General features: G+C 66.8%; 19 protein-coding genes. 10 read left to right on the forward strand and 9 right to left on the reverse strand.

The window, feature by feature from the left end:
* Positions 1-77: 77 nt before the first annotated feature.
* Together GWK18_RS01955 and GWK18_RS01960 are read right to left on the reverse strand one after the other, a co-directional pair.
* Positions 78-1,694 carry an L-lactate permease gene (locus GWK18_RS01955; protein ID WP_166832832.1) on the reverse strand — a complete coding sequence of 539 codons (1,617 nt, stop codon included), beginning with the start codon at positions 1,692-1,694 and terminating at the stop codon, positions 78-80.
* Positions 1,695-1,927: 233 nt separating this feature from the next.
* Entirely contained in the window at positions 1,928-4,036 is a 2,109-nt protein-coding gene (locus GWK18_RS01960) for a DNA topoisomerase IV subunit B (RefSeq protein ID WP_166832834.1), read from the reverse strand.
* A gap of 335 nt (positions 4,037-4,371) precedes the next feature.
* On the opposite strand from GWK18_RS01960, the gene GWK18_RS01965 reads away from it, so the two are divergent.
* Positions 4,372-4,572, forward strand: coding sequence for a hypothetical protein (locus GWK18_RS01965; RefSeq protein WP_123824541.1), 201 nt, complete (start codon positions 4,372-4,374; stop codon positions 4,570-4,572).
* A 189-nt stretch (positions 4,573-4,761) separates the two neighbouring features.
* Here the strand turns inward: GWK18_RS01965 and alsS are convergent, their stop codons facing one another.
* From alsS to GWK18_RS01990, 5 genes are all read right to left on the reverse strand, one after another.
* On the reverse strand, positions 4,762-6,438 hold the full coding sequence (gene alsS / locus GWK18_RS01970; RefSeq protein ID WP_166832836.1) for an acetolactate synthase AlsS: 1,677 nt from the start codon (positions 6,436-6,438) through the stop codon (positions 4,762-4,764).
* 207 nt (positions 6,439-6,645) lie between these two features.
* Complete coding sequence (locus tag GWK18_RS01975) at positions 6,646-8,229, reverse strand: RNA polymerase sigma factor (protein WP_166832838.1); 1,584 nt, start codon at positions 8,227-8,229, stop codon at positions 6,646-6,648.
* A 211-nt stretch (positions 8,230-8,440) separates the two neighbouring features.
* Positions 8,441-9,862: a hypothetical protein gene (locus tag GWK18_RS01980; RefSeq protein ID WP_166832840.1), complete on the reverse strand. Its 1,422-nt coding sequence runs from the start codon at positions 9,860-9,862 to the stop codon at positions 8,441-8,443.
* A 179-nt stretch (positions 9,863-10,041) separates the two neighbouring features.
* The gene (locus tag GWK18_RS01985) at positions 10,042-11,325 is read right to left on the reverse strand and encodes an MFS transporter (protein ID WP_166832842.1); all 1,284 of its coding nucleotides are present in this window, start codon (positions 11,323-11,325) and stop codon (positions 10,042-10,044) included.
* Between the two features lie 12 nt (positions 11,326-11,337).
* Positions 11,338-12,252, reverse strand: coding sequence for a PAC2 family protein (locus tag GWK18_RS01990; RefSeq protein ID WP_166832844.1), 915 nt, complete (start codon positions 12,250-12,252; stop codon positions 11,338-11,340).
* 313 nt (positions 12,253-12,565) lie between these two features.
* On the opposite strand from GWK18_RS01990, the gene GWK18_RS01995 reads away from it, so the two are divergent.
* The 4 genes from GWK18_RS01995 (at position 12,566) to GWK18_RS02010 (ending at position 18,204) form a co-directional block, all read left to right on the forward strand.
* Positions 12,566-14,239, forward strand: coding sequence for a leucyl aminopeptidase (locus tag GWK18_RS01995; RefSeq protein ID WP_166832846.1), 1,674 nt, complete (start codon positions 12,566-12,568; stop codon positions 14,237-14,239).
* A 115-nt stretch (positions 14,240-14,354) separates the two neighbouring features.
* Positions 14,355-15,743, forward strand: coding sequence for a dihydrolipoyl dehydrogenase (gene lpdA, locus GWK18_RS02000; RefSeq protein ID WP_167739176.1), 1,389 nt, complete (start codon positions 14,355-14,357; stop codon positions 15,741-15,743).
* Positions 15,744-15,874: 131 nt separating this feature from the next.
* Positions 15,875-17,725, forward strand: coding sequence for a 2-oxoglutarate dehydrogenase, E2 component, dihydrolipoamide succinyltransferase (gene sucB, locus GWK18_RS02005; protein ID WP_166832848.1), 1,851 nt, complete (start codon positions 15,875-15,877; stop codon positions 17,723-17,725).
* Positions 17,726-17,853: 128 nt separating this feature from the next.
* A complete protein-coding gene (locus GWK18_RS02010; RefSeq protein ID WP_123824549.1) occupies positions 17,854-18,204 on the forward strand; it encodes a hypothetical protein in 351 nt (116 codons plus the stop codon).
* Between the two features lie 81 nt (positions 18,205-18,285).
* Here GWK18_RS02010 and GWK18_RS02015 read toward each other — a convergent pair whose 3' ends face one another.
* Positions 18,286-19,968: a hypothetical protein gene (locus GWK18_RS02015; protein WP_166832850.1), complete on the reverse strand. Its 1,683-nt coding sequence runs from the start codon at positions 19,966-19,968 to the stop codon at positions 18,286-18,288.
* 74 nt (positions 19,969-20,042) lie between these two features.
* On the opposite strand from GWK18_RS02015, the gene lipB reads away from it, so the two are divergent.
* The 3 genes from lipB to GWK18_RS02030 all read left to right on the forward strand — a co-directional run bounded on the left by lipB (position 20,043) and on the right by GWK18_RS02030 (position 22,773).
* Entirely contained in the window at positions 20,043-20,747 is a 705-nt protein-coding gene (gene lipB / locus GWK18_RS02020; RefSeq protein WP_123824551.1) for a lipoyl(octanoyl) transferase LipB, read from the forward strand.
* Positions 20,748-20,844: 97 nt separating this feature from the next.
* Positions 20,845-21,855, forward strand: coding sequence for a lipoyl synthase (gene lipA, locus GWK18_RS02025; RefSeq protein WP_166832852.1), 1,011 nt, complete (start codon positions 20,845-20,847; stop codon positions 21,853-21,855).
* A gap of 129 nt (positions 21,856-21,984) precedes the next feature.
* Complete coding sequence (locus tag GWK18_RS02030) at positions 21,985-22,773, forward strand: DUF4191 domain-containing protein (protein ID WP_123824553.1); 789 nt, start codon at positions 21,985-21,987, stop codon at positions 22,771-22,773.
* A gap of 78 nt (positions 22,774-22,851) precedes the next feature.
* On the opposite strand, the gene GWK18_RS02035 is transcribed toward GWK18_RS02030, so the two are convergent.
* Positions 22,852-23,292, reverse strand: a complete 441-nt coding sequence (locus GWK18_RS02035; RefSeq protein ID WP_123824554.1) for an RDD family protein — start codon at positions 23,290-23,292, stop codon at positions 22,852-22,854.
* A gap of 197 nt (positions 23,293-23,489) precedes the next feature.
* Between GWK18_RS02035 and glnA the strand changes: the two genes are divergently transcribed.
* Both glnA and budA read left to right on the forward strand, forming a co-directional pair.
* On the forward strand, positions 23,490-24,914 hold the full coding sequence (gene glnA / locus GWK18_RS02040) for a type I glutamate--ammonia ligase (RefSeq protein ID WP_166832854.1): 1,425 nt from the start codon (positions 23,490-23,492) through the stop codon (positions 24,912-24,914).
* Positions 24,915-25,094: 180 nt separating this feature from the next.
* The gene (gene budA / locus GWK18_RS02045) at positions 25,095-25,844 is read left to right on the forward strand and encodes an acetolactate decarboxylase (RefSeq protein ID WP_166832856.1); all 750 of its coding nucleotides are present in this window, start codon (positions 25,095-25,097) and stop codon (positions 25,842-25,844) included.
* Positions 25,845-25,871: the final 27 nt, after the last annotated feature.

A 25,871-nucleotide genomic window follows, 5' to 3' on the forward strand; every position in this document is an offset into this window, starting at 1 on the left:
GGGGGTCACCGTGACCCCCGTCACGGTGACCCTCTCATCCTAGTCAGGCGAACTGCCCGCGGCGCGCTTCATGGACCTCAGAAGACCAGGGAGAGCACGAACACCCAGACGCACAGCACCGCCAGCAGGCCGATGCTGTAGAGCAACACCTGCCGGGTGAGATCGGCCTCCTTGCCCGGCTCTCGTACCGCCGCGGTCGCAATGGCGATGGACTGGGGCGAAATGACCTTGGCCATCACACCACCCGCGGTGTTGGAGGCCACCAGCAGGGTCTGGCTGGTGCCGATCTGCTGGGCCGTGACGGCCTGCAGGGAAGCGAACAGGGTGTTGTTGTTCACCACGGACCCGGTGACGAACACCCCGATCCAACCGATGACTGGCGAGAGCAGGGGGAAGACACCACCGGCGGCGGACAGTGCCAGGGCCATGGAGGAGGACATGCCCGCGAAGTTCATCACGTTGGCAACTGCCATGACCAGGCAGATCATCACGATCGGGGCCCACAACTGCCGGACGGAACCAGCCAGTTCCTCCCACGCCTGCTTCCAGGTGATCGTGGGAGTCACCACGACGGTGAACAGCGCCGCGAACAGGATGGCGGTGCCGGATGCTGCCAGGATCGACCAGTTCCACAGGGCGAGCACCGGAGTGGTTTCGGGCACGATCGGGGCGGTCCTGGCCACGGCCTGGTGCAGGAAAGGCATGGGGACCGCCACGGTCGCACGACCCAGGAAGGCGGCCACGGCCGGAACGGACCACACCAGGATGAAGGCGGAGAGAATGTAGAACGGCGACCAGGCCTGGGCAACCCGTGCAATCGTCACGGGCTGGCGTTCAGAGCGCAGCTCCTCCAACGCCGGAGCGTGGGCCTCCCGGTAGATGGTGCGCGGGCTCCAGTACTTCAGGACCAGCGCCATGGCCAACATGCCGACCAACGGCGGGATGATGTCCGCCAACGCAGGGCCGGCCACCCACAGGAACAGCGACTGCAGGCCGGACACCAGAACCCCGATGACCAACGCGAGGCCACCAGTTTCGCGCAGACCTCGGCGACCGTCCAGGATGGCGACCAGCAGCACGGGGATGAACACCATGATCCCCTGGGCCACGACGACCATCATTCGGGACAGGTCGGTCAGCGGGACCTCGCCCTGCTGGGCGCCGACGATCACGGGAATGCCGATGGCTCCGTACCCGCCGAACGCGGCGTTGGCCACCAGGCTGATGCCCGCTGCCCGCAGCGGACGGAACCCCAGGTTGACCAGCAGGGCGCCGCAGATCGCGATCGGGATGCCGAACCCGGCAGCCCCCTCGAGGAAGCCGCCGAAGCAGAAGGCGATCAGAAGCACCTGCAGGCGCTGATCCTCGGAGATCGAGGAGATCGAGGACCGGATCACGTCGAAGTACCCGGCCCGTACTGCGATCCGGTACAGCCAGACGGCCATGAGCACGATCCACCCGATGGGCCACAGGCCGCCCAGGAATCCGTACACGATCGCCGATCCCGTGGCCGCCACCGGCAGGCCGAAGACCAGTGTCCCGAGACCGACGGCCAGGACCAAGGCGATGAGCGAGGCCTTGAGGCCGGTCAGCTTGAAGACCGTGAGGCCGAGCAGAAACGCAATGATGGGCACGGCGGCGAGCAATGCCGAGAACACGACCGACCCCGTGGGGTCGTAGTCCTGAAGCCACATGGAGGATGGCCCTTTCGCGAAAGTCGAGAGGGCATCGGATGCACTGGCCGAATCGACCGCTGCAACTACCTCGTGCAATTGCGTTCATGTGCGTTGCCCTGGTGAGACTCCCCAATTGTCCGTCCGTGCGGGTCGGCATGCGGCGCTGTTGCCAACAATTCCCCACATGGTCACACATATGCGCAATTATTCACAGTGCCGGGCAGATACGGGGCAGGTACGGAGAGGCACACTCACGCGTCGATCTGCTCGGCATCCAACGTGGCGGCTCCGGCGATGATGAAGTCCTTGCGGGGAGCCACGTCCGAGCCCATGAGCAGAGAGAAGGCGCGTTCCGCGGCCTCGGCCCCTTCCACGGTCACCCGCCGCAGCATTCGGTGACGGATGTCCATCGTGGTCTCGGCCAGCTGATCGGCGTCCATCTCCCCCAGGCCCTTGTAGCGCTGGATGGGCTCCTTGTAGCCACGTCCCTCGGCCTCGAGCCGGGTCAGCAACGTGTGCAGCTCACGTTCCGAGTAGGTGTAGACCATCTCGTTGGGCTTCGAACCACGGTTGACGATCTCCACCCGGTGCAGCGGCGGGACCGCAGCATAGACCTTGCCCGCTTCCACGAGGGGCCGCATGTACCGGTAGAACAACGTCAGCAGGAGCGTCCTGATGTGGGCGCCGTCGACGTCGGCGTCCGTCATCATGACAACCTTGCCGTAACGGGCGGCGTCGACGTCGAAGGTTCGCCCCGAGCCCGCACCGATCACCTGGATCAGCGCGGCGCATTCCGCGTTGGCCAGCATGTCCGTGACGGAGGCCTTCTGGACGTTGAGGATCTTGCCACGGATGGGCAGCAGCGCCTGGTACTCGGAATCACGGGCCAGACGAGCCGTGCCCAGGGCGGAGTCACCCTCCACGATGAACAGTTCGGACTTCTCCACGTCCGTCGACCGGCACTCGACCAACTTCGTGGGCATGGAGGAGGTCTCCAGAGCGTTCTTACGCCGCTGGGTCTCCTTGTGGAGGCGTGCCGAGATGCGCGACTTCATCTCGGCCACGACCTTCTCCAGCACCGCGTTGGCCTGATTCTTCTGATCACGCTTGGTGGCGGTCAGGGCCTTGGTGAGCTCCTTCTCCACGACCTTGGACACGATCTGCCGAACCGCGGGGGTCCCCAGGATCTCCTTGGTCTGGCCCTCGAACTGCGGCTCGGCCAACCGGACCGTGAGGACGGCGGTGAGACCTGCAAGGACGTCGTCCTTGTCGATCTTGTCGTTGCCGGCCTTCAGCCGCCGGGAATTGGCTTCGATCTGCTTCCGGAAAACCTTGACCAGGGCCTGTTCGAACCCGGTCTGATGGGTGCCGCCCTTGGGCGTGGCGATGATGTTGACGAAGGTTCGCACGGTCGTGTCGTAGCCGATGCCCCACCGCAGGGCGACGTCGACCTCGCAGTCGCGTTCGACCTCCTGCAGCCGGGAGTGGCCGCCGTCGTCGAGCACGGGGACGGTCTCCGTGAAGGAGGCCTCGCCCTGGAAGCGCCACACGTCCGTCACCGAGTCGTCGGTGGCCAGGAACTCGGCGAACTCGGAGATGCCACCGTCGTGCTGGAACACTTCCTCGTGCGACTCGAATTCACCGGGGGTGCCCGGTGCCCGACGTTCGTCACGCACGGTGATCCGCAGCCCCGGAATCAGGAAGGCCGTGGTGCGTGCTCGGGTGACCAGCTCGTCGTAGGAGAACTGCGCGTCCGGGGTGAAGATCTGACGATCGGCCCAGTAGCGAATCCGCGTTCCCGTGACACCGCGGCGGGCCTTGCCGACGACCTCGAGTTCCGAACCGGAGACGAACGGTTCGAAGGGTGCCTCCGGGGACGGCGTCGACTTGTCGGCGAACTTCCCCGGCTCGCCGCGGCGGAAGGACATCTGGTAGGTCTTGCCGGCGCGGTCCACCTGCACGTCCAGTCGGGAGGACAGTGCGTTGACCACGGAGGCCCCCACACCGTGGAGGCCGCCGGAGGCCGTGTAGGAACCGCCGCCGAACTTGCCACCGGCGTGCAGTTTGGTGAAAACCACCTCGACGCCCGACAGCCCGGTTCTCGGTTCCTTGTCGATCGGGATGCCACGGCCGTCGTCGTGGACCTCGACGCACCCGTCCTTGTGCAGGACCACGGTGATCTGGTGGCCGTAGCCTGCCAGCGCCTCGTCCACCGAGTTGTCGATGATCTCCCACAGGCAGTGCATGAGACCGCGGGAGTCCGTGGAGCCGATGTACATGCCGGGGCGCTTGCGCACGGCTTCCAGCCCCTCCAGGACGGAGAGGTGGCGGGCGTTGTACTCGGATTTGGTGGGGGTCACTGTTGGCGGTACTCCTGGCAACGACGGGAAGTGGAGCGGGAGGCAGAATCCATCCAGCTCCCGGGCACAGACCAGTTCACTGTAATGCTCCGAGGTGGTGCGGCCCCGGTACGGCGCGGGCGTTGTGCAGCACAGGGGCGGTGACGGGCACCGGGGAGTTCGTGCGCGGTGGGCGAAAACACCATGGCCGACGGATGGAAACGTAGCGGTGCGTGGTTGTATGTACGTACTCGGAAAGTACTTCCCCACTCGAGCCTTCCGGCACGAGCACGAGGGCACCGGCCGGCGGCAGCCGAACGGTCGGCGAGTTGAAGTCTGAGCTGAAGGAGGATGCCGTGAACGCCACGCTCGAGACCCCAGAGTTGAACGCGACCCACCGCTGTGATGCATGCGGTGCGCAGGCCTATGTACGAGTCGTCCTCGAATCCACCGGTGGGGAGTTGCTCTTCTGCGCTCACCACGCGCGCGCCAACGAAGACAAGCTTCGTCCCATGGCCGCCACATGGCAGGACGAAACTCAGCGTATCGACGCCTGACAGAGACCCACCCGGGAGGTGTGTCCCGACCCAACACGGTGGCCCCGGTACCGCGATTCGGTACCGGGGCCACCGTCTGTCCATCTGAGGCACCTCTGCCCTCCGGCCTTTTGCGCCGAGTTCGGGGTTGTTCCGCCTATTCGCCGCCATAGGCGGAACAACCCCGAACTCGGCGAGGGAGGCGGCGCCTCAGTTCATCGCGGAGTCGTCAAGGTGCGCGGCCAGCCCCACGTTGTCCGTGTAGTCCACGGCGACGTCCACGATCGAGACGCCGGGTTCGGCCATCGCCTGGGTGAAGGCCTCCTTGAACTCGTCCATGGTGCGAACGGCGCGGCCCGTGGCACCCATGGACTCGGCGTACTTCACGGCGTCGTAGTCACCCAGTTCCACACCAGACTTGCGGCCGTACTTCATCATCTGCTGGAAGGCCACCATGTCGTAGGCGTTGTCCCGCATGATCACGTGCACCATGTTCAGTCCCAGCCGGGTGGCGGTTTCCAGGTCCTGGGCCGAGTACAGGAAGCCGCCGTCGCCCGAGACGGAGACCACCGGGTGCTCTGGACGCACCAGTGCCGCACCGATCGCCCACGGCAGGGCCACGCCCAGGGTCTGCTGCCCGTTGGAGAACAGCAGGGTCCGTGGCTCATAGGTGCGGAAGTACCGCGCAAGGTAGATGGAGTGCGACCCGATGTCGGCCGCGACGGTCGACTTGTCGTCGTCGATGAGGTCGCGAATCACCAGGGTGAGGTGCGCCGGGTTGACGCCCTGTTCGGTGTCACCCATGCCACGGGCCTGGGTTTCATACCCGGCGAGGGCTTCACGCTGCTGGGAGATCTCGGTCTGGGCGGTCTGGCTGAGGGTCATCCCCCGCAGACGCTCCGTGAGGATCTCCAGCGTGGCGGCGATGTCCCCGCGGAGCTCAAGTCGGGGTTGATACGCGTGGTCCAGGTCCGCCGGGACCGCGTCCAGGTGGATGATCTGGCGATCCGCTCTGGTGTTCCAGATGATGGGGTCGTACTCGACCGTGTCGTAGCCGACGGTGAGGACCACGTCCGCCTTGGACAGCAGGATGTCACCGGGCTGATTGCGGAACAGCCCCACCCGACCGAGGAAGTGCTTCTCCAGATCCCGTGAAATGGCGCCGGCGGCCTGGAAGGTTTCGACGACGGGCAGCCCGGTGGCCGCGACGAGTTCCCGGAGTGCGGCCGTCGAGCCGTAATCGGCGCCGCGCAGTCCCACGAGCAGAACAGGGCACTGTGCCTGACACAACGCCTCCACCGTTCGGTCCACGGAGACCTGCGCCGCCGGGCCTTGCGGGGCCACCGCCTTCTTCCTCAACGCGGTCTTGTCCGTCTTGGCACCGGTCACACTGGCGGGAAGCATGACGGCAGCCGCGCCCTTGGGCTCGGTGGTCGCCGCGCGGAACGCGTTGGCCAGGGCCTCCGGAACGTCGCTCGGGTCGGTGGACTCGACCGACGACTTGGTCACGGGAGCCAGGAAGTTCACGGCGTCCAGCGACTGGTGCGTGCGCTTGAGCCGGTCCGACAGCCCCACGGTTCCGGCGATGGCCACGACGGGATCCTGCTCCGTCGTGGCCGTGAGCAGGCCGGTGGCCAGGTTCGTCGTTCCGGGTCCGGAGGTCACGAGCACGACCCCGGGCACCCCCGTCAATCGGCCGACGGCCTGCGCCATGAACACGGCGTTCTGCTCGTGTCGGCACACGACCAGCTGAATGTCTTCGGCATCCACGAGGGCGTCGTACACGGAGTCGATCTTGGCTCCGGGAACACCGAACACGTACTTCACGCCTTGCTCACGAAGGGTGTCAACGACCAGTTGTGCGCTGCGGATCTCGTTTTCGCTCATGAGTCACCAGATTGTGTCGGACGGACGATGTCCTTTCGATCGTATGACTCCGTGTGGTATTCGGTGGGTTTTTGCGGGCGACCTCACGACCTGCTGCGACTGATCTCACAGCAACCCCATGCACGACGGCGGCCGGCCACCGACTCTCATCGGTGCCCGGCCGCCGTCGTGCATGCCGTTCCGCATGACCGCGCGGGTGCGTTGGGATCAGTCCAGGTAGTCGCGCAGGACCTGCGAACGGGACGGGTGACGCAGCTTGGACATGGTCTTGGACTCGATCTGGCGGATCCGCTCGCGGGTCACGCCGTAGACCTTGCCGATCTCGTCCAGGGTCTTGGGCTGGCCGTCGGTGAGCCCGAAGCGCATGGCCACCACACCGGCTTCACGCTCGGAGAGCGTGTCCAGGACGGAGTGCAGCTGTTCCTGAAGGAGCGTGAAGCTCACGGCGTCGGCCGGAACAACGGCTTCCGAGTCCTCGATGAGGTCGCCGAACTCGGAGTCCCCGTCCTCACCCAGCGGCGTGTGCAGGGAGATCGGCTCCCGTCCGTACTTCTGGACTTCCACGACCTTCTCGGGGGTCATGTCGAGTTCCTGGGCGAGTTCCTCCGGGGTGGGCTCGCGACCGAGGTCCTGCAGCATCTGGCGCTGCACACGGGCCAACTTGTTGATGACCTCGACCATGTGCACCGGGATACGAATGGTGCGTGCCTGGTCCGCCATGGCGCGGGTGATGGCCTGACGGATCCACCAGGTCGCGTACGTGGAGAACTTGAAGCCCTTGGTGTAGTCGAACTTCTCCACGGCGCGGATCAGACCCAGGTTGCCCTCCTGAATGAGGTCCAGGAACAGCATGCCGCGGCCGGTGTAGCGCTTGGCCAGGGACACCACCAGGCGGAGGTTGGCTTCGAGAAGGTGGTTCTTGGCGCGCTTGCCGTCGTGGATGACCCAGCGCAGTTCCTTCTTCTGCTCGCGAGTCAGCTCGTCCGCATCGTTCTTGTACTTGTGCTCCGCGAACAGGCCGGCTTCGATCCGAAGCGCCAGATCGACTTCCTGTTCGGCATTCAGCAGGGCGACCTTGCCGATCTGCTTCAGGTAGTCCTTGACGGGGTCGGCGGTCGCACCGGCGGAGACCACCTGTTGAGCGGGGGCGTCGTCGTCGTCGTTGTTGGACAGCACGAAACCGCGCGCGGTCCCCTGGGAAGCCGTGGTCTTACCCGTGGGCTTGGCCACCACTTCCGTGCCCGACTTGGCGTTCTCCGCGTCCTCGGGTGCGACGACGTCGTCCCCGTCCTCCTCGGCTTCTTCCGCCGAGTCCTGGGAGTCGTCATCGGTGCTGTCGGCACTCATCGAGTCGTCAACGGCGAACTCGTCGTCCTCGTCCGCATCGAGGTCGTCGTCCTGCGCTGCGGCGGCCGCCTTCTTACCGCCACGGGCTCCGGTGGCCTTCTTCTTCGTGGAGTTGGCCTTTGCCCGAGACTTGGCAGGCGCGGCGGCCTCGGCCTTTTCGGGGACCTCGGCCACTGAATCGTCGGCGCCGAGGGTTTCGACCTTTTCGGTCGTCGTCTTGGTGGCGGCCTTCTTGGCGGTGCTCTTGGTGGCGGTGGTCTTCTTGGCCGCCGTGGTCTTCTTGGCCGCGGTCGTCTTCTTCGCCGCGGTGGTCTTCTTGGCCGCCGTGGTCTTCTTGGCCGCGCTCTTCGACGCGCCGGTGGTGCCCGACGACTCCTGGCCTGCTCCCGCCGACTCGGCGGTCTCTGCGGTGGCAGTCGTCTCGTTCGTGACAGCTGGTGACACTGGGAACCTTTCGTTGCTCGACGCGGTGCTACTGACGAGTGGTCATAACACCTATGACCCTGTCAAGTCCCGCGGGCGATCATAGCCTGCCGACGGGGCGTGAAGGGTCTTCGAGGTGTTCCAACCACTGCCCGTGTGGCGTTGTTCCCGGTCCGGAGAAATTGGTGCAGAAATCTACAGTGCTTTCCGCAGCAGCCGGTGCGGCGGCCGCTCACACCTGTCGTGCCCTCCGCCAGGCAGTGGCCGGATCTGTTGCCCAGTGCGGGATCGGCCGCAAGGTCATGATCTCTCGCAAGCGCGCCACCCCGGGATGCCCCGGCGCCAACGACTCGGCTGTGCGTGCGCACTGGTCCACCTTGGAACCACGTGCTCGGAAACGCTCCAGGTGCCCGAGCACGACCCACAGCCCTGCTGCCACTCCCCCCGCCCAACGGTCGCTGACACGGGGTGCTGTGCAGCGGACGGCCTCTTCGCCCGGGGACGGCTGGCCCTCCGGGTCGTTTGGACCGGTGAGGGCGCCGATCAAGACCTGCACCAGGTCCACGCAGCGATCCACCCGGTCCCACCGCGGGGTTCCGTCCCAGTCCCCCAACATGACCTGGGCCGTGTGCACCAGACCGTGCAAGTCCTCGTCACTGCTCGTCCGGTTCCACCCGTCCCAGGCGTGGCGAGCCGCCTCGATGTCGCCGGACAGCACGAGCGACAGCACCAGATCACATCCGAGGGGGTCGGTGGTTCCCGCGAGCAGATGCAGCAGGTCAGTCCGTGTCAGTTCCTGGAGCCGGCGGACCGGGTCGGCCGGATGCCGAGAATCCGGGGCGTCGAATGGCGACAGGATCGCGTCCCAGACCTCCAGGGACCGTGGGGACCAGTCCGTCGTGGCGGCTACCTCCGCCAGGAGCGCCAGGCGCCGTCGCAACTGTCGGTCGGCCTGGAGCGGTTCCCTGCCGGTTGTCCCGGATTCTGTGCTCCCGTCCGGCGGTTCCACCACGCTGCCGTCGACGACCAGTGCTACATAGACCGCGCTGTCCAGGATCTCGCGAACCGGGCGGGCGTCACCGACGTCGGCAACGGGCCACCACAGCTCGTTGTCAACGCACCAGGCGTCCCGGACGTCATGCCCGGACAGCGCACCGGCCTCGGCCACCGCATTCACGACGTGCGAGACGTGCCCGCCCAAGGACGGCGACACGTGGCGGACGTCGAGGGCCGGCGCCGGGCCCGACCGCCGATCGGAACTCGCCCCTGTGCTGCGTACCGGTTCTCCGTACACCGCGACGAAAACGGCATGACCGACGGGGTCGTGTTCGAGCAGTTCGGAGATCTGCATGGTCCATTCGGCCACGAACGCAGGATCGGCGAAGTCCGCCGCATCGGGCAGATCCACTCGCAGACACGGGCCCAGCCCGGAGGAGGTGGCTGTCAGCATCACCAGGGACCGGGCGGGCCAGTAGCCCAGCGTGTGCGGGATGATCGCCAAGACGTCCGCCGCCGTGCGCGCCACGGGTCGGAACATCGCCTGGTCGGCGGGCCGCCCCGACCCGCCGGAGGCCTGTGAGGTGTCCACCGCGGGCGGCCTGCGGGGCCTGTTCCCTGTCGGATCGACGTGCCGTCCCTGAGGTTCTGTGGTCATGGGCCCACTGTGCCGGTGCGGGCCGTGGGCGACGGGCGTCACAGCAACCTGGGGAGGGGCCACCCTGCACCGCAGGTTCGCGGCTGCCTGTGGAGCCACACACCCGGCTGCCACGCACAACCCTCCGCACCGCCGCCTCACCGCCGTCTCCCTACGCGGGGCCTTCCGCGGCATCCCGGTCAGACGACCGTGGGCCCGTACCGCGCTCGAACCTTACGTGCACTCCACAGCATGCCCGCCGAGCCCACCAGCGCCACGACCGCCTGCATGGACATCGCGACGCGGAAGGCTTCCGGCGCGAACGCGTCCGAGACCCAGCCGAGCGCCACCTGTGTGTCCAGCGCCAGGCCGATCAGGTAGATCGCCGTCAGGGAGGCCACGAATCCGCCGACGTTGGTGATGCCCGTGGCGGTCCCGATGCGGCGGCGCGGAATGAAGGACTGGATGATGTTGAACGCCACCATGGACGCGGGCATGCTCATCGCGATCGCCACGACCGCCGCCACAACGACCAGGAAGGGCGCGGTCCCCGGCCAGAGGATGAGGACCGACCACGCCAGGAACCCGGCGCCCACCACCGCGAAGGACACCATGACCCGCCGTTCGGGGTGCCGCGCCACGAGTCGTCCGATGCTCATGCCCACGAAGAAGTTGGTGAGTACGAAGAACGTCATGACGAAGGACGCCTGCCCCATGGTCATTCCCTGTGCGTTCTGCAGATAGGGATAACCCCACATCAACGCGAAGACCGTGCCCGTGAACTGCACGGTGAAATGCACCCAGAACCCCAACGCCGTCACCGGATCCCGCAGGCAGGTGACCACGGCGGCCCAGGTGCGTCGCAACCCCAGGGTCGAACCACCGGTCGATTGGCCGTCGGGACTCTCGCGCAGGAACGCCAGAACCAGGACGCCCACCATCGCGGACAGGGCAGCCATGGCCAGGAACGACGGCGTCCAGCCCACCCACCCCAGCATGGCGCCGAACGGAATGATCGAGAGCAACTGACCGAAATTGCCCACTGTCCCCACCAGCATGATGATCATCGGGGCCTTGGCGAAGGAGAACCACGCGGGAATCACGCGCAGGACGCAGATGAACGTGGCTGCGTCCCCCGCTCCCACGAACACGCGCCCCACCACGCCCCAGGCCAGGGAGTCCGCCAAGGCAAGAACCACTTGACCTGCGGCCATGAGGATCGCTCCGCCAGCCACCATGGCCTTGGACCCGAACCTGTCGACCAGCACACCCACCGGGATCTGCAGCCCGGCGTAGACGAAGACCTGCAGCATGGTGAACAGCGACAGTTGCGAGGCTGTGGCGTGGAAACGCTCTGCCGCGTCCAGTGACGCCACCCCGAACGTCGTCCGCTGGGCGACCGCCAGAAAGTAGCCCAGGATCCCGACGGCGATGACCACGTAGGCCATCCGTGAATCACGTTCGTACCGCTTCGCCGGGCCCATGGTCCGCTGGAGTCACTCCTCGTCAGGTTGATTCGCCAAGAAAGCCTCGACGGCCGCACCGATCTCGTCGGCGTCCGGAAGTTCCGACTCGTCACCGGCCAGCAGGGAACGCTGTGGTGCCTGCGCCGTGAGTTCGTCGTACCGATTCTCCATGGATTCGATCACAGCTTGGACCTCCGGGGCGGCAGCGACCTGCTCGTCGACACGATGCAGTACCTCGGCGCCCGAGTCCCGGAGTGCGTCCGTCGGCAGCGTCAGGCCGGTCGCAGCCGCCGCATGCTCGAAGGCCGCCACGGTGATCTGCGGCAACCGTGCGTCGGCGAGGTACTGCGGCACGTGCACGGTGAAACCGATCGTGTCCATGCCCACCTCACCGAACCGGATCTCGAGTTGCTGCGCCACGGACGAACTCATTTCCGCCACGGGCCGCTGGTTGTGGTTCTGTTCGACCAGGTCCGTGCGGTTGCCGTGGACGGACACCAAGAAGGGTCGGGTGTGGGGCACGGGCATGGGGACACCGGTCACATTCATGACGATCGAGGTGTCCAAACGCTGGGCGAGTTGGATGACGGCCTCCACGAACCGGTTCCACTGGAGATCAGGCTCCGGCCCGGTCAGCAGGCTGAAGGGTCGGCCCAGCGAGTCGGTGAGCCCGTACAGGGCGAGATCCGCGTTCTCGGTCCGCTCGAAGTGGTCCTCGACGAAACGCACGTGGGGTCGCCGGGCACGGTAGTCCTGCAGCTGATCGGGATCGAATCGGGCCAGCACCTCGTGCGGCAAGGACTCGAGCAAGGTCTCGCGCACCTGGTCACTGATCTGCCCGCCCTCGGCGTAGCCCGTGAGCGAAATGAGCAGGGGCGCGCCGTGCAGGCGTGCGTCGTCCAACAGGCTGGCGTTGGCCATGTACAGCTCGGATGGGTCAACCACGGGCCACTCCCGGTCTCGACGATGGATCGGTACAACGATCCGTCACACGGATCACTGACAGGGGCCAGCGAACAGCACCGCGACGGTCACCGTCCTGCGTCTCGGCCCGATTCGACTCAACCTCTCCGCGGCACCGGCTTATTCCCGGTCCGTTCCATGTCACAACGCGACCACGTCCGCCGTTACGATCGAGAAAAGGCCGGAACCCCCAGCGGCGACCAGCCACGACCGGCCCATCACCGGTTATCCGACCGGGCCGGACGCCGGATTCAGTTCCGGTGCCCAGACCACCGACACGGAAGGCGACCACCCCATGCCACGTCCCACCGCTCGCAACCTCGCCCCCAATCTTCGCCGTCGCGGTTCCCGTACCCCGGATGCTGCTGCCGGCACCGGTCAAGGCCTGATCGATCTCCTTCCTTCGGTGGAGGTCGAACTCGCGACCACCGACAAGAAGCTGGCCAAGGTCACCGCGGACGCCGTCGTCCTCGCCGTGCAGAAGACCCCGGCGGGCCCCGTGGTCCTGCTCCCCGCCGACGCCAAGGGTCTCCCGCTGGACCTCGAGGAACAGGCCAAGGCCGTCGGTGCCACGGGTGCCGCTGACGAGGTCAAGAAGCTCGCCGCGCCCAAGGGCAGCCCCTGGCCGTCGATCGTTCTCACGGGACTGGGTACCGGTGACGAGTCTCCCTCCCACGTCGAGGCCCTGCGGCGCTCCGCGGGTTCCGCCACCCGTGCTCTGGGCAAGACCGACCACGCGGTGTTCGCCTTCCCCGTGGAATCCGTGGAGGAGGCCGCCGCCGTCGCCGAAGGCATTGCCCTGGGTGCCTACGGGTTCCGGGCGCAAAAGGCCAAGACCGCGCACTCCGTGGGTGCACCCCTGACCCGCGCCACGGTCCTCACGTCCGGGATCGAAGCCCAGGAACAGGAACTGACCGCCGCGGTCAACCGGGCGGAGGTCCTGGGTCGCGCGGTCTCGCGTGCCCGGACGCTGGTCACGCTGTCCCCGGACGTGGTCTTCCCCGAGTCCGTGGCCGAACTCGCCCAAGCGCTCGCCGACGGGAGCACCACCTCCGGCAAGTCCTCCGGGGAGCTCACGGTCGAGGTCCTGGACGAATCCGAACTTCGCGCCGGTGGATTCGGTGGTCTGATCGGCGTCGGTCAGGGAGCGGCCCGTCCCCCGCGCCTGGTCCGCATCGGGTGGGAGCCCAAGTCCCCCGTGGAGTCGGTGGCCCTGGTCGGCAAGGGGATCACCTTTGATTCGGGCGGGCTCTCGCTCAAGCCCGCGAATTCGATGATGACCATGAAGTCCGACATGGCGGGTGCCGCAGCGGTCCTGGCGACGGTGTTCGCCGCGGCCGAGGCGCAGCTGCCGGTTTCGGTCACCGGGTGGCTCTGCCTGGCCGAGAACCTGCCGTCGGGCACCGCGACCCGTCCCGGCGACGTCATCACCATCCGCGGTGGACGGACCGTGGAGGTGCTCAACACCGACGCCGAAGGCCGCCTGGTCCTGGCCGACGGACTCGTCGCCGCCCGCGAAGAGGACCCGGGCCTCCTCCTGGACATCGCAACCCTGACGGGCGCGCAGATGGTGGCCCTCGGTACCCGCACGGCCGGTGTCATGGGCGACGACGACGCCGTCGAAACCGTGTTGGCGGCGTCGGTGGCCTCCGGCGAGGACCTGTGGCCCATGCCGTTGCCGCAGCACCTGCGGGCTTCCCTGGACTCAGACGTCGCGGATCTGAAGAACATCGGTGACCGCAACGGCGGAATGCTCGTGGCGGGCCTGTTCCTCAAGGAATTCGCGGGCGCACAGGAGGCTGCCGGGGAATCGGCCGTCGAGCCGGTGGGCCCGTGGGCCCACCTGGACATCGCCGGACCGTCCTTCAACGAGGACGGCCCGTGGGGTTACACCCCCAAGCAGGGCACGGGCTTCGGCGTGCGCACCATGTTCTCGGTGATCGAGATGGTGGGCGGCGAACCCGTGTGACGAACACCGTTGCGCCGCGCCCCGCCCGTGTGGCTCACAAGGTCATGGCTTGACTAGAGTGGCCTTGAACCACAGTGAGCCTGGCGCGGCGCAACAGCCGAACGCATGAGGATCAATGAGCAAGGGAGCATCATCCGTGGCGGAGAACGAATTCGACATCCTGGTACTGGGCGGCGGCAGCGCCGGTTACGCGGCGGCCCTGCGCGCCGTGCAGCTGGGGTACACCGTTGCGTTGTTCGAGAAGAGCAAGGTCGGCGGCACGTGCCTGCACTGGGGTTGCATCCCCACGAAGGCATACCTGCACTCCGCCGAGCTGGTCGCCGAGGCCAAGGAGTCCGAGAAGTACGGCATCAAGCTGTCGGTCGACTCGATCGACATGGGCGCGGTGCGTGACTACAAGAACGGCATCGTGGCCGGCAAGTTCAAGGGCCTCCAGGGCCTGCTGAAGTCCAAGAAGATCACCGTGATCGACGCCTTCGGCAAGCTCACCGGTGAGAACACCATCGAGGCCGACGGCACCACCTACACCGGCAAGCACATCATCCTGGCCTCCGGGTCCGTGTCCAAGACCATGGGCATCGAGATCCGCGACCGCATCATGACCTCCACCGAGGCACTCGAGATCGATTGGACCCCCAAGTCCGCGATCGTCCTGGGCGGTGGCGTGATCGGCTGCGAGTTCGCCTCCATGTGGAACTCCTTCGGTGTGGACGTCACCGTCATCGAAGGTCTTGACCACCTGGTCCCGAACGAGGACCCCTCGATCATCAAGATCCTGGAGAAGGAGTTCAAGAAGAAGGGCATCAAGTCCAACTTGGGCACCTTCTTCGAGAAGGTCGAGCAGAACGACGACGGCGCCAAGGTCACCCTGGCCGACGGCAAGGTCTTCGAGGCCGACGTGGTCCTGGTGGCAGTGGGCCGCGGACCGAACACCGCCGAGATGGGTTACGAGGAAGTCGGGATCCCGATGGACCGCGGCTTCGTGACCCCGAACGAGCGGCTGCACACGGGTGTCGGCAGCATCTACGCGATCGGCGACATCGTCCCCGGCGTTCAGCTGGCCCACCGCGGGTACCAGCAAGGCCGGTTCGTGGCAGAGGAGATCGCGGGCCTGAACCCCGCGATCGTCGAAGACGTGAACATCCCCAAGGTCACGTTCACCGAACCCGAGATCTCCTCCGTTGGCTACAGCCAGCCCAAGGCCGAGGAGAAGTTCGGCAAGGAGAACGTGGAGACCTTCGAGTACAACCTCCTGGGCAACGGCAAGTCCTCCATCCTGGGCACCGGCGGCATCATCAAGCTGGTCCGCGAGAAGGACGGTCCGATCATCGGTTTCCACGCGATCGGCAAGCGCATCTCGGAGCAGATCGGTGAAGGCCAGCTCATCGTGAACTGGGAGGCCTACCCCGAGGATGTCTCCGCATTCATCCACGCGCACCCCACGCAGAACGAGGCCATCGGCGAGGCTGCCATGGCCCTGGCCGGGGCACCGCTGCACGGCTGACCCGCGACCGTGGCCCGGGCCGGTGCACAGACACCGTTGCGGGCCACGGCGGGCACCCCGCTCGCGAGTCACCGCACCAGACGTAACGAACAAACTGTCCTAAGCGCACAGAAGAAAGAGACGGTCAGACAATGTCCGAAACCGTGAACCTTCCGGCCCTCGGTGAGTCCGTCACCGAAGGCACCGTGACCCGCTGGCTCAAGGAAGTCGGCGACGAGGTCGCCGTCGACGAGCCCCTGGTCGAAGTTTCCACCGACAAGGTCGACACCGAAGTCCCCTCCCCCGTTGCCGGTGTGATCGAGAAGATCCTGGTCGAGGAGGACGAGGACGTCGAGGTCGGCGCTCCCCTGGTCGTCATCGGTGACGGCTCCGGTTCCGGTGACTCGGGCTCCGAGGACACCGCCGAGTCGACGCCTGCCGAGGAACCCGAGGCCGAGGCTCCCCAGGAAGAGGCAGCAGCCGAATCCCCCGCGGAAGCACCCGCGGAGGAGGCTGCACCCAAGAAGGCGTCTTCGGGTGGTTCGGGCACCGAAGTCACCCTCCCCGCCCTGGGTGAGTCCGTGACCGAGGGCACCGTGACCCGCTGGCTCAAGGAGATCGGCGAAGAGGTCGAGGTCGACGAGCCGCTGCTCGAGGTCTCCACCGACAAGGTCGACACCGAGGTCCCCTCCCCGGTGGCAGGCACCCTGCTCGAGATCAAGGTCCAGGAGGACGAGGACGCCGAGGTCGGTCAGGTCCTGGCCGTGATCGGCGACGCCGACGCCGCGCCGGCTCAGGACGACTCCTCCGCCGACTCCGATGAGCAGGCCGCTGAGCCTGCAGCCGAGGACGCCACCGAGGATGTCGGGGAGCAGATCGAGGACGCGGCGACGTCGTCGTCCACTCCCGAGGCCACCGACGAGGCCGCTGAGAAGGCTGCTCCCGCGGAAACCAAGGAAGCCGCCAAGGATTCCTCCCAGCAGGAAGCTGCCCCCGCGCAGGCCCAGGCCCCGCAGAAGGCCGAATCGGCCGAGCAGCCCGCTTCGGCAGGTGCCGCCGAGACTGCCGGTGCCTACGTGACGCCGCTGGTTCGCAAGCTGGCCAAGTCCAAGGGCGTGGATCTCTCCTCCGTCCAGGGCACCGGCGTCGGTGGACGCATCCGCAAGCAGGACGTCCTGGCCGCGGCCGAGTCCGGCGCGCAGCAGGCGGCACCGGCCGCCGGAGCCGCTGCCCCGGCACTGGACAACGGCGAGCCGACCACCATCCCCGCCGTGTCGGAGAAGCGCGGAACCACGGAGAAGGCTCCGCGGATCCGTATGACGATCGCCAAGCGCATGCGCGAGTCGCTGCAGGAGTCCGCCCAGCTGACCCAGGTCACCGAGGTCGACATGACCCGCGTGGCCGCCCTGCGGAACAAGGCCAAGAACGCGTTCCAGGAGAAGCACGGCGCCAAGCTGACCTTCCTGCCGTTCTTCGCCCAGGCCGTGGCGGAGTCCCTCAAGGCCAACCCGTCCTTGAACTCCACGTTCAAGGAGGCCGAGAAGGAGATCGTCTACAACGGTTCCGAGGACCTGGCCATCGCCGTGGACACCCCCCGCGGTCTGCTGGTCCCCGTGATCCGTAACGCCGGCGACATGCAGCTGCCGGGCCTGGCTTCCTCGATCGCCGACCTCGGCGCGCGGGCGAAGGACGGCTCGATCAGCCCCGACGAGCTGGCAGGCGGCACCTTCACCATCACGAACATCGGCTCCTTCGGGGCCCTGTTCGACACGCCGATCATCAACCAGCCCCAGGTCGCGATCCTGGGCACGGGCACGATCGTCAAGCGGCCGATGGTGGTCCAGGACGCCGACGGCAACGACGTCATCGCGATCCGGCACATGTGCTACCTGTCGCTGACCTATGATCACCGGATCGTGGACGGCGCCGACGCCGGCCGCTTCCTGTCGACCATGAAGGCTCGCCTCGAGGAAGGCCGGTTCGAAGCCGCCCTGGAGCTGTGAGCACCCCGTGACCGTCATGGCACACGAGATCGACGGAAACTCTGAGTTCCCGTGATGCCGGTCACCAATGCCGAGTGGCGCGTCGTGAGCAATCACGGCGCGCCACTGCGCTTTAGTAGGGTCGAATCATGGATTTTCTGCACTCGCTGCTCGTTCTGGTCCACCTGTTCGGGGCCGCCGTGATCATCGGCACCTGGATCGCCACGTTCAAGACCCCCACCGTCACCACGTGGCAGTTCGCGGCCTCGATTGCCATGTTGCTCTCCGGTCTCCTGCTGCTCACTCTTGCTGAGCTCAACCCGGAGGTCACGGTCAACCACATGAAGATCGGCATCAAGCTCCTGCTTGCCATCGGCGTCTTCGTGGCGGCCTTCATCGGGTGGCGGAAGCAGCGCCGGGGCGACCCGGTCTCCAAGGGCCTCGCCCACGGCACGGGCGGCACCGCACTCATCGCGATGATCGTCGCCACCCTCGTCTGAGGCGACAGACGGCCACTTCCGACACAACACTCGAACCACTCACCGGCAGCCGCGGTGAGCACGGACCCTCCGGGGTGCTGCTCACCGCGGCTGCACGTCTTGGATCCGCCATCCCTGCCCTGTGCGGACCATGTCGACGGAGACGTCCTGCGAATCGGCTTGCCCGGGTCCCAGGCCTTCGGCGGTGACCGTGGCGTCCACCGTCGCTGTGTCCTCCGTTTCGGAAGCCACCGCGGGCTCACCTTCGACCGCCATCGTGAGGCTGCTGAACGCGTGCTCACCGGTGTCAGGGTTGATCTGCAGGCCGTCCACGGTTGAGCGGTCTGCTGCCAGGTCTTCGGCACCATCGGTGTAGATCCCGCCCAGCAGGTCCGCGTCGGCGGATCGCAGCGCCTCTCCTCGCGCGGCCACGAGTCCCGGGAGCGCCTCGGCGGCCGAGCCGGAGGCCGAGGTGGTCGACGGGGACACGGGCGATGAACCCTCCGGTGCCGCGTCGGCGACGACGGCGGTCCCGGTTTCGGTCCCGGCCTCCGGCCCCGTGAGTCCGCCGCGGGTCCGGAACACCAGGGCACCAACCACCACCAAGGCCACCACCACGACCACAGCCAGTACCGCGGCCCGGGGACGGCGGGATCGGGCGTACCGCGGCGTCTGTGGCGGCGGCACGTTGTCCTCGTCGACCATCAGCTCCGCGGAGTCCCAGGGGCGATGTGCTGCACGCACGCGCTGCGCCGGTCGGACCCCGCTCTGCCCCCTGGTTGCTGACACCCGCCCGCTGCGCAGGAGGTCGAGGACGTCGTCGGTGCTGTCCCGGGGCCCCTGAGCTGCTGTGCGCGGCAGGGTCTCCGTGTCTGCATCGGCAGGTTCCACGGCCGGTACCCCGCCAAGATCTCCGGCAGGCTCTCCCGCAAGGGTGCCACGGATGACACCGGCGATCTCCCGAGCCCAGTCCCCCAGTGCCCGGTCCCCCAGGGCCTGCTCTCCCGTCGCCCGGTCCCCGACGACCGGTCCCTGCACCTCACCGACCCGGTGCGTCGAAGGGTTGCGGTGCTCGTGTCGGGCCCGGGCCCCCGGCACGTCGTCAAGAAGGTCGTCGAGCACGTCCAAAGCCTGTTGCGGCAGTGCGGGGCAGGTGACGGACAGCCGGGCCCGCGAGCGCTCGGGTGACGGCCGACGACCGGTCAGGACGGTGGCTGCGGCCGCTGCGAGCATCGCCAAGTCCCCCTGGGCGTCGCGGACCTCACGCCCGGGCGCCATCGTGCGAATCCCCGAATCCGGCGAAACCAGGACCTGCCAGCCCTGGCCGGTGTCCAGCACGTCCCTCAGGGACATCCGCCGCAACGTCAGCCCGTGGTCGTGCAGCTCGCCGATCGCCTCGGCCACGTCAGCCACCATGCCGAGGACCTCCCCCTGGACTGCGCCACCCAGCCGGGCGACGTCCTGTGCGAAGGACCGTGCCGGGACGACGTCGTAGAGCAGCCAGGTCCGGCCCGTTTCCTGCACCACCGCCTGCGGCAGCGCCACACGGTCGGAGCGCACCGCGCGGCTGCGTTCGACCAGCCGCTCCCACGCCGCTCGCGCCGCGTCCTCCCCGGCTACTGCGTCCGGCTCCTGTCCCGGTGCCGGGCAGGACGGGGCCGGGAGGGCCACACGTGTACCACCGTTGTCCGGGTCCTGGATCCGCCGTCCCCGGCCCGCCCACGGCCCCAGGTCCGTGAAGCCGTCGGGTCCGTGCGCCGGGAGGAACGATTCTGGTGCGCTCATGTGACCCAGCATGCGCCGCTCGAACTGTGACGGTGAGTTATCCACAGGTCGCCCGGCCGCGTAGTCTGGTGCGCATGTCCTTGTCCTTCGAACGGTTGGGTTTCGCCCCGGACCTGGTGCCCTACGCACCCGCACTGGAACTGCAGAAGAGCGTGCACCAGCAGGTGGTGGCGCGGGAACGGGCCAACACCGTGTTGCTCATGGAGCACGAGCCGGTCTACACGGCCGGCCGTCGGTCCTCCCCCGAGGAATACCCGCAGGACGGCACGGAAGTCGTCGAGATCGGTCGCGGCGGAAAGATCACCTGGCACGGTCCCGGGCAGCTCGTGGCCTACCCGATCACGCGCCTGAACACGCCCATCGACGTCGTCAAGTTCGTGCGGGTCATGGAGCAGCTGGTGATCTCCGTTCTCGCGGAGTTCGGGGTCACTGCAGTCACCGTCGAGGGACGCTCCGGGGCCTGGATCCCGGCCGACGCACGCGGCGGGGACCGCAAGATCTCGGCCATCGGAGTGCAGGTCTCGCGACGTACCACGATGCACGGCATCTCCCTGAACTGCAGCAACGACCTCGCCGCATTCGGGGACTTCATCCCCTGCGGCATTTCCGACGCGGGCGTCACCTCGATCAGTCGGGAACTGGGCAGGAATGTTGAGCCGGTCGACGTGGTTGACGTGGTGATCGAAGAATTCCGTCGCCGGGAGGCCGAGCTGTGCGAAGTGTCCGAGATTCCCCGGGACCAACCGCCGTTGCCGTGGCCCACACCGGTTCACCCGTGAGAACTCGGCCCGTCCGCCCCTGGCCGTCCGCAGCCCTCGGGACCGTCACACCCGGCAGCGGATCGGCACCAACCAGCACCACCCAGGAGATCGCCGTATGACCATCGCACCCGAAGGCCGCCGCCTGTTGCGCGTGGAGGCCCGCAACGCCGAGGTTCCGATCGAGAAGAAGCCCAACTGGCTCAAGAACACGGCCCACATGGGGCCCGAGTACACCAAGCTCAAGTCCATGGCCCGCGGACAGGGACTGCACACGGTGTGCGAGGAAGCTGGTTGTCCCAACATCTACGAGTGTTGGGAAGACCGTGAGGCGTCATTCCTGATCGGCGGCTCCGTGTGCACGCGCCGCTGCGATTTCTGCGACATCGCCACGGGACGTCCCGAGCCCATCGACCGCGACGAGCCCCGCAAGGTTGCCGAATCCGTCCGAGATCTCGGGCTGCGGTACGCGACCGTGACCGGTGTTGCCCGCGATGACTTCGAAGACGGCGCAGCCTGGCTCTACGCCGACACCATCCGCGCGATCCACGAGATCTCCCCGCAGACCGGTGTCGAGATCCTCATCCCGGACTTCAAGGGCCGCCCGGAGTCCCTGCAAATGGTCGTGGACGCCCAGCCGGAGGTCTTCGCCCACAACCTCGAGACCGTGCCGCGAATCTTCAAGCAGATCCGCCCGGCCTTCACCTACGAACGCTCCCTCGACGTCCTTTCCTACGGCAAGGACCGGGGCCTGATCACCAAGTCGAACCTGATCCTGGGTATGGGCGAGACCGACGAGGAGATCCACGAGGCCCTGTGCGACCTCTTCGACGCGGGCTGCGAGATCATCACCCTGACCCAGTACCTGCGGCCCTCCAAGCTGTTCCACCCGATCGACCGGTGGGTCAAGCCGGAGCAGTTCGTCGAGTACGCGAACATGGCCGAAGAGATCGGCTTCCTGGGCGTCATGTCCGGCCCGATGGTGCGCTCCTCCTACCGTTCCGGTCGGCTCTGGGCACGTGCCATGGGCAAGCTGGGCCGGGAGATCCCGGAGAACCTGGCGCACATCACCGACGAGGGGTCGACGGCGCAGGAAGCCTCCAGCCTGATCGCCAAGTTGGGCCGCTGATCCGCCCCGTGCCGCTAGACTGACTGCTGCCGCTTTCACCGCGGCAGTCACGATCCATGCCGTGCCCACCCGTACGGCGCCAGATGATCGCGCCAAGATCACCGACCACCATCATCACGAGGTTTCACCGTGTCTCCTTCCAGCGCCTCGGGCTCAGGCAAGTCCAACGCTTCGAACGACGCCAAGTCCACCCGCGCCGCGGCACGGGAGCAGAAGCGCGAGGAGAAGGCTCGCCAGAAGCAGGCCAAGGGCCCCGGTTACCTGGCCCAGATGAAGCAGGTCTACCAGATCACCAAGGAGCAGGACTCCAACATCACCCTCAAGCTCATCGCGATCGCGCTGGGCGTGCTGGTGATCTTCCTCCTGCTGGGGCTCTTGCTCAACAACTGGATCACCTGGTTGCTGATCGGCATTCCCTTCGCGGTGCTCGCTGCCATCTTCTACCTCTCCCGGCGCGCCGAAGGCGCCGCGTTCGCCCGGATCGAGGACCAGCCCGGTGCCGCCGGTGCGGCGCTGTCCACGCTACGTCGTGGGTGGATCGTGGACCAGGAGCCGGTCCAGATCGACCCGCGCACGCGTGACCTGGTGTTCCGCGCCGTCGGTCGCCCCGGCGTTGTCCTGGTCACCGAAGGCCCCACCGGCCGGGTCAAGAAGCTGGTGACCAAGGAACGCCGCCGCATCGGTCCCATGATCCAGAACGTCCCCATCCACGTGATCAACGCGGGCAACAAGGAGGACCAGGTTCCGCTGTCCCAGGTGGCCAAGCGGATGAAGAAGCTCGACGCCTCCCTCACCCGCGACGAGGTCAACAAGGTCTACAAGCGCATCTCCACGTTGCGCAACAATTCCTTGCCGATCCCCAAGGGCGTGGACCCCATGCGCACCCGCCCGGACCGCAAGGCCATGCGCGGCCGCTGAGGCCCCACTCACCGGACCCGTTATACAGACGACGCCCGCTGCCACTCCTCGTGGCAGCGGGCGTCGTCGTTCGGGGTGTCAGCGGATCTTGACCAGGATCGTGCCCACCGCGCGGTCCTGCAGGCCACGGTGGTCGGCGTCCATGATCAGGGCGGGGATCACGACGGCGATCAGGGCGGCACGCACGACGCCGCGCCACACGCCGGGTGCGTACCCGTCGAGCGTCTGGACCTGGAGCCCCATGACGAAGTGACCGACAGTGTGACCCGTGAAGCCCACGGACACGGCACTGAGCCCGAACCAGATCCACAGCGTGGTCAGATTCTGCTGGTCGTAGGACACCAGCAGAGCCGAAAAGCCCAGGGCGATGAACCAATCGATCACCAACGCCACGACCCGGACTCCGAGGCGGCCCACGGATCCTGGACCCTTACGGGGGCGCCCCATGCGCTGCCCGGGGTAGTCCTGAACCGGCGCCGGACCGTCCATCCAACTGCCGAGGTCGTCACGATCGATCATTCGCCCAGCCTATCGGCGTGCCAGCCCCTACCCGGCCACACAAGCGTGAAACGGTGGTGCGTAACCCGCGCGAAACACACGGGATACGACCGGGCAACGGCCTGTTCGTAGTGTCAGACGCGAACCAAGGGTCATCGCCCACACCGGACGGCCTCGAGCGCCCCCGCGATGCCCCGCAGAGCAGAAGGAGTACGTCTGTGTTCAAGACACCCGAAGAAGTCCTGGCCTTCATCAAGGACGAGGACGTCGTCTTCGTCGACATCCGCTTCACCGACCTCCCCGGCGTCCAGCAGCACTTCAACCTGCCGGCCAAGTCGATCGACGACGACTTCTTCAAGAACGGTCAGCTCTTCGACGGCTCCTCGATCCGCGGATTCGCCGGTATCGCTGAGTCGGACATGCAGCTGATCCCGGACATCAACTCCGCCTTCCTGGACCCCTTCCGGGTGGAGAAGACTCTCGCCGTGAGCTGCTCGATCGTCAACCCGCGCACGGGCGAGCCCTACCACCGCGATCCCCGCGGTGTCTCCGAGCGCGCCGAGGCCTACATGGCCTCCACCGGCATCGCCGACGTCGCGAACTTCGCCGCCGAGGCCGAGTTCTTCATCTTCGAGGACGTCCGGTACGACATCCAGCCGCAGGGCTCCTTCTACTCCGTCGATTCGGACGAAGCGATCTGGAACTCGGGCCGCAAGGAAGACGGCGGGAACCTGGGCAACAAGACCACCACCAAGGGCGGGTACTTCCCGGTCTCCCCCGTGGACAAGCAGGCCGACCTGCGCGACGCCATCTGCGTCGCACTGGACGAGGTCGGGCTGGAGGTCGAGCGTTCCCACCACGAGGTCGGTGGCCCGGGACAGGCTGAGATCAACTACAAGTTCAACACGTTGGCCCATGCCGCCGATGACCTGCAGAAGTTCAAGTACATCGTCAAGAACACCGCGGACGCCTTCGGCAAGTCGGCCACCTTCATGCCCAAGCCCGTCTACAACGACAACGGGTCCGGCATGCACTGCCACCAGTCGCTGTGGAAGGGTGGCGAGCCGCTGTTCTACGACGAGAAGGGTTACGCGGGTCTCTCGGACACCGCGCGGTGGTACATCGGCGGCCTGCTCGAGCACTCCTCGGCGGTCCTGGCCTTCACCAACCCGACCGTGAACTCCTACAAGCGCCTGGTCAAGGGCTTCGAGGCACCGGTCAACATGGTGTACTCCCAGGGCAACCGCTCCGCGGGCATCCGGATTCCGATCACGGGCACCAACCCAAAGGCCAAGCGCCTCGAGTTCCGCGCACCGGATCCCTCCTGCAACCCGTACCTGGCCTTCGCCGCGCAGCTCATGGCCGGTCTGGACGGCATCCGCAACCGCATCGAGCCGGCGGATCCGATCGACAAGGACCTCTACGAGCTGCCGCCGGAAGAGGCCAAGAACATCAAGAAGGCTCCCGCCACGCTCGAAGAGGCTCTCCTGGCGCTGGAGGAGGACCACGAGTTCCTGCTGGCCGGGGACGTCTTCACGGAGGACCTGATCGAGACCTGGATCGCCTACAAGCGCGAGAACGAGCTCCTTCCGCTCTCCGTGGTGCCCCACCCCATGGAATTCGCGCTCTACTACGGCGTGTGAGGTCCACGGTCTGTGAGATCGGTTACCCGGGTGGTTTGAGCCTGGCAACCTGATCGGTCTGGGAGTAGAAGTGATGACGAGTCACTTCTACTCCCAGACTCATGTGTGGGGTCCGCCATCCGGGCCGCGCACCGGCATCGAGCGATGCGCAGACCAGCGCGCCGAACGAAAGGATCGATCATGTCCAGCGGGCCCAAAGAACTGCACGGGGAAATCATGTTCCGCAACGAGGTCTTCCAGACCGGCCTCATGGCGGGTCTGCTGGACGGCGTGTACGACGGCGAGATGACGATCGGTGAGCTGCTGGGTCACGGGAACTTCGGGTTGGGAACCTTCGACGGGCTCGACGGCGAAATGGTCGTCCTGGACGGTGTGGCCTACCAGATGCGCGCCGACGGGTCGATCGAAGCCGCGGAGCTGGCCCAGCGCACCCCGTACGCGGTGGTCACCAACTTCGTTCCCACGATCCGTCGCGACCTGCCCAACTCCCTGCTGCGCAAGACCGCCTCTCAGGTCCTGGACGAACTCACTGTGTCCAAGAACTACATGTACGCGCTCAAGATCACGGGCAGCTTCGACTGGATCCGCACACGCACCGTGATCAAGCAGTCCAAGCCCTACCCGCGCATGGTCGACGCCACGGAGAACGAGGACGTGCTCCAGTTCGACGACGTCGACGGCACGATCGTGGGCTTCCGGACCCCGATCTACGAACAGGGCATCTCCGTGCCCGGCTGCCACGCCCACTTCATCGACGAATCCCGGACCGTGGGCGGCCACGTGATCGACTTCAAGCTGCGCGAAGCCCGCGTGGAGATCTGCCCGGGCACTGAGCTGCGGCTGAACCTGCCGTTGACCCCGGAGTTCTCCGCGGCCAATCTTTCACCCGAGGACCTTGCCGAGCAGATCTCGAAGACCGAAAAGCACTGACCAGGAGCACTGACGACGGCGAAGCCC

It is taken from the genome of Kocuria sp. JC486, from assembly GCF_011602805.1.
In the GTDB taxonomy this organism is placed as follows: domain Bacteria; phylum Actinomycetota; class Actinomycetes; order Actinomycetales; family Micrococcaceae; genus Kocuria; species Kocuria soli.

Excerpts from the sequence above, each read along its gene's own strand:
- GWK18_RS01955 (WP_166832832.1), bottom strand. The coding sequence starts at position 1,694 with ATGTGGCTTCAGGACTACGACCCCACGGGGTCGGTCGTGTTCTCGGCA.
- GWK18_RS02015 (WP_166832850.1), bottom strand. The coding sequence starts at position 19,968 with ATGAGCGCACCAGAATCGTTCCTCCCGGCGCACGGACCCGACGGCTTC.
- lipA (WP_166832852.1), top strand. The coding sequence starts at position 20,845 with ATGACCATCGCACCCGAAGGCCGCCGCCTGTTGCGCGTGGAGGCCCGC.
- GWK18_RS02035 (WP_123824554.1), bottom strand. The coding sequence starts at position 23,292 with ATGATCGATCGTGACGACCTCGGCAGTTGGATGGACGGTCCGGCGCCG.
- lpdA (WP_167739176.1), top strand. The coding sequence starts at position 14,355 with ATGAGCAAGGGAGCATCATCCGTGGCGGAGAACGAATTCGACATCCTG.
- alsS (WP_166832836.1), bottom strand. The coding sequence starts at position 6,438 with ATGAGCGAAAACGAGATCCGCAGCGCACAACTGGTCGTTGACACCCTT.
- GWK18_RS01985 (WP_166832842.1), bottom strand. The coding sequence starts at position 11,325 with ATGGGCCCGGCGAAGCGGTACGAACGTGATTCACGGATGGCCTACGTG.
- budA (WP_166832856.1), top strand. The coding sequence starts at position 25,095 with ATGTCCAGCGGGCCCAAAGAACTGCACGGGGAAATCATGTTCCGCAAC.
- sucB (WP_166832848.1), top strand. The coding sequence starts at position 15,875 with ATGTCCGAAACCGTGAACCTTCCGGCCCTCGGTGAGTCCGTCACCGAA.
- GWK18_RS02010 (WP_123824549.1), top strand. The coding sequence starts at position 17,854 with ATGGATTTTCTGCACTCGCTGCTCGTTCTGGTCCACCTGTTCGGGGCC.
- GWK18_RS01995 (WP_166832846.1), top strand. The coding sequence starts at position 12,566 with ATGCCACGTCCCACCGCTCGCAACCTCGCCCCCAATCTTCGCCGTCGC.
- GWK18_RS01980 (WP_166832840.1), bottom strand. The coding sequence starts at position 9,862 with ATGACCACAGAACCTCAGGGACGGCACGTCGATCCGACAGGGAACAGG.
- lipB (WP_123824551.1), top strand. The coding sequence starts at position 20,043 with ATGTCCTTGTCCTTCGAACGGTTGGGTTTCGCCCCGGACCTGGTGCCC.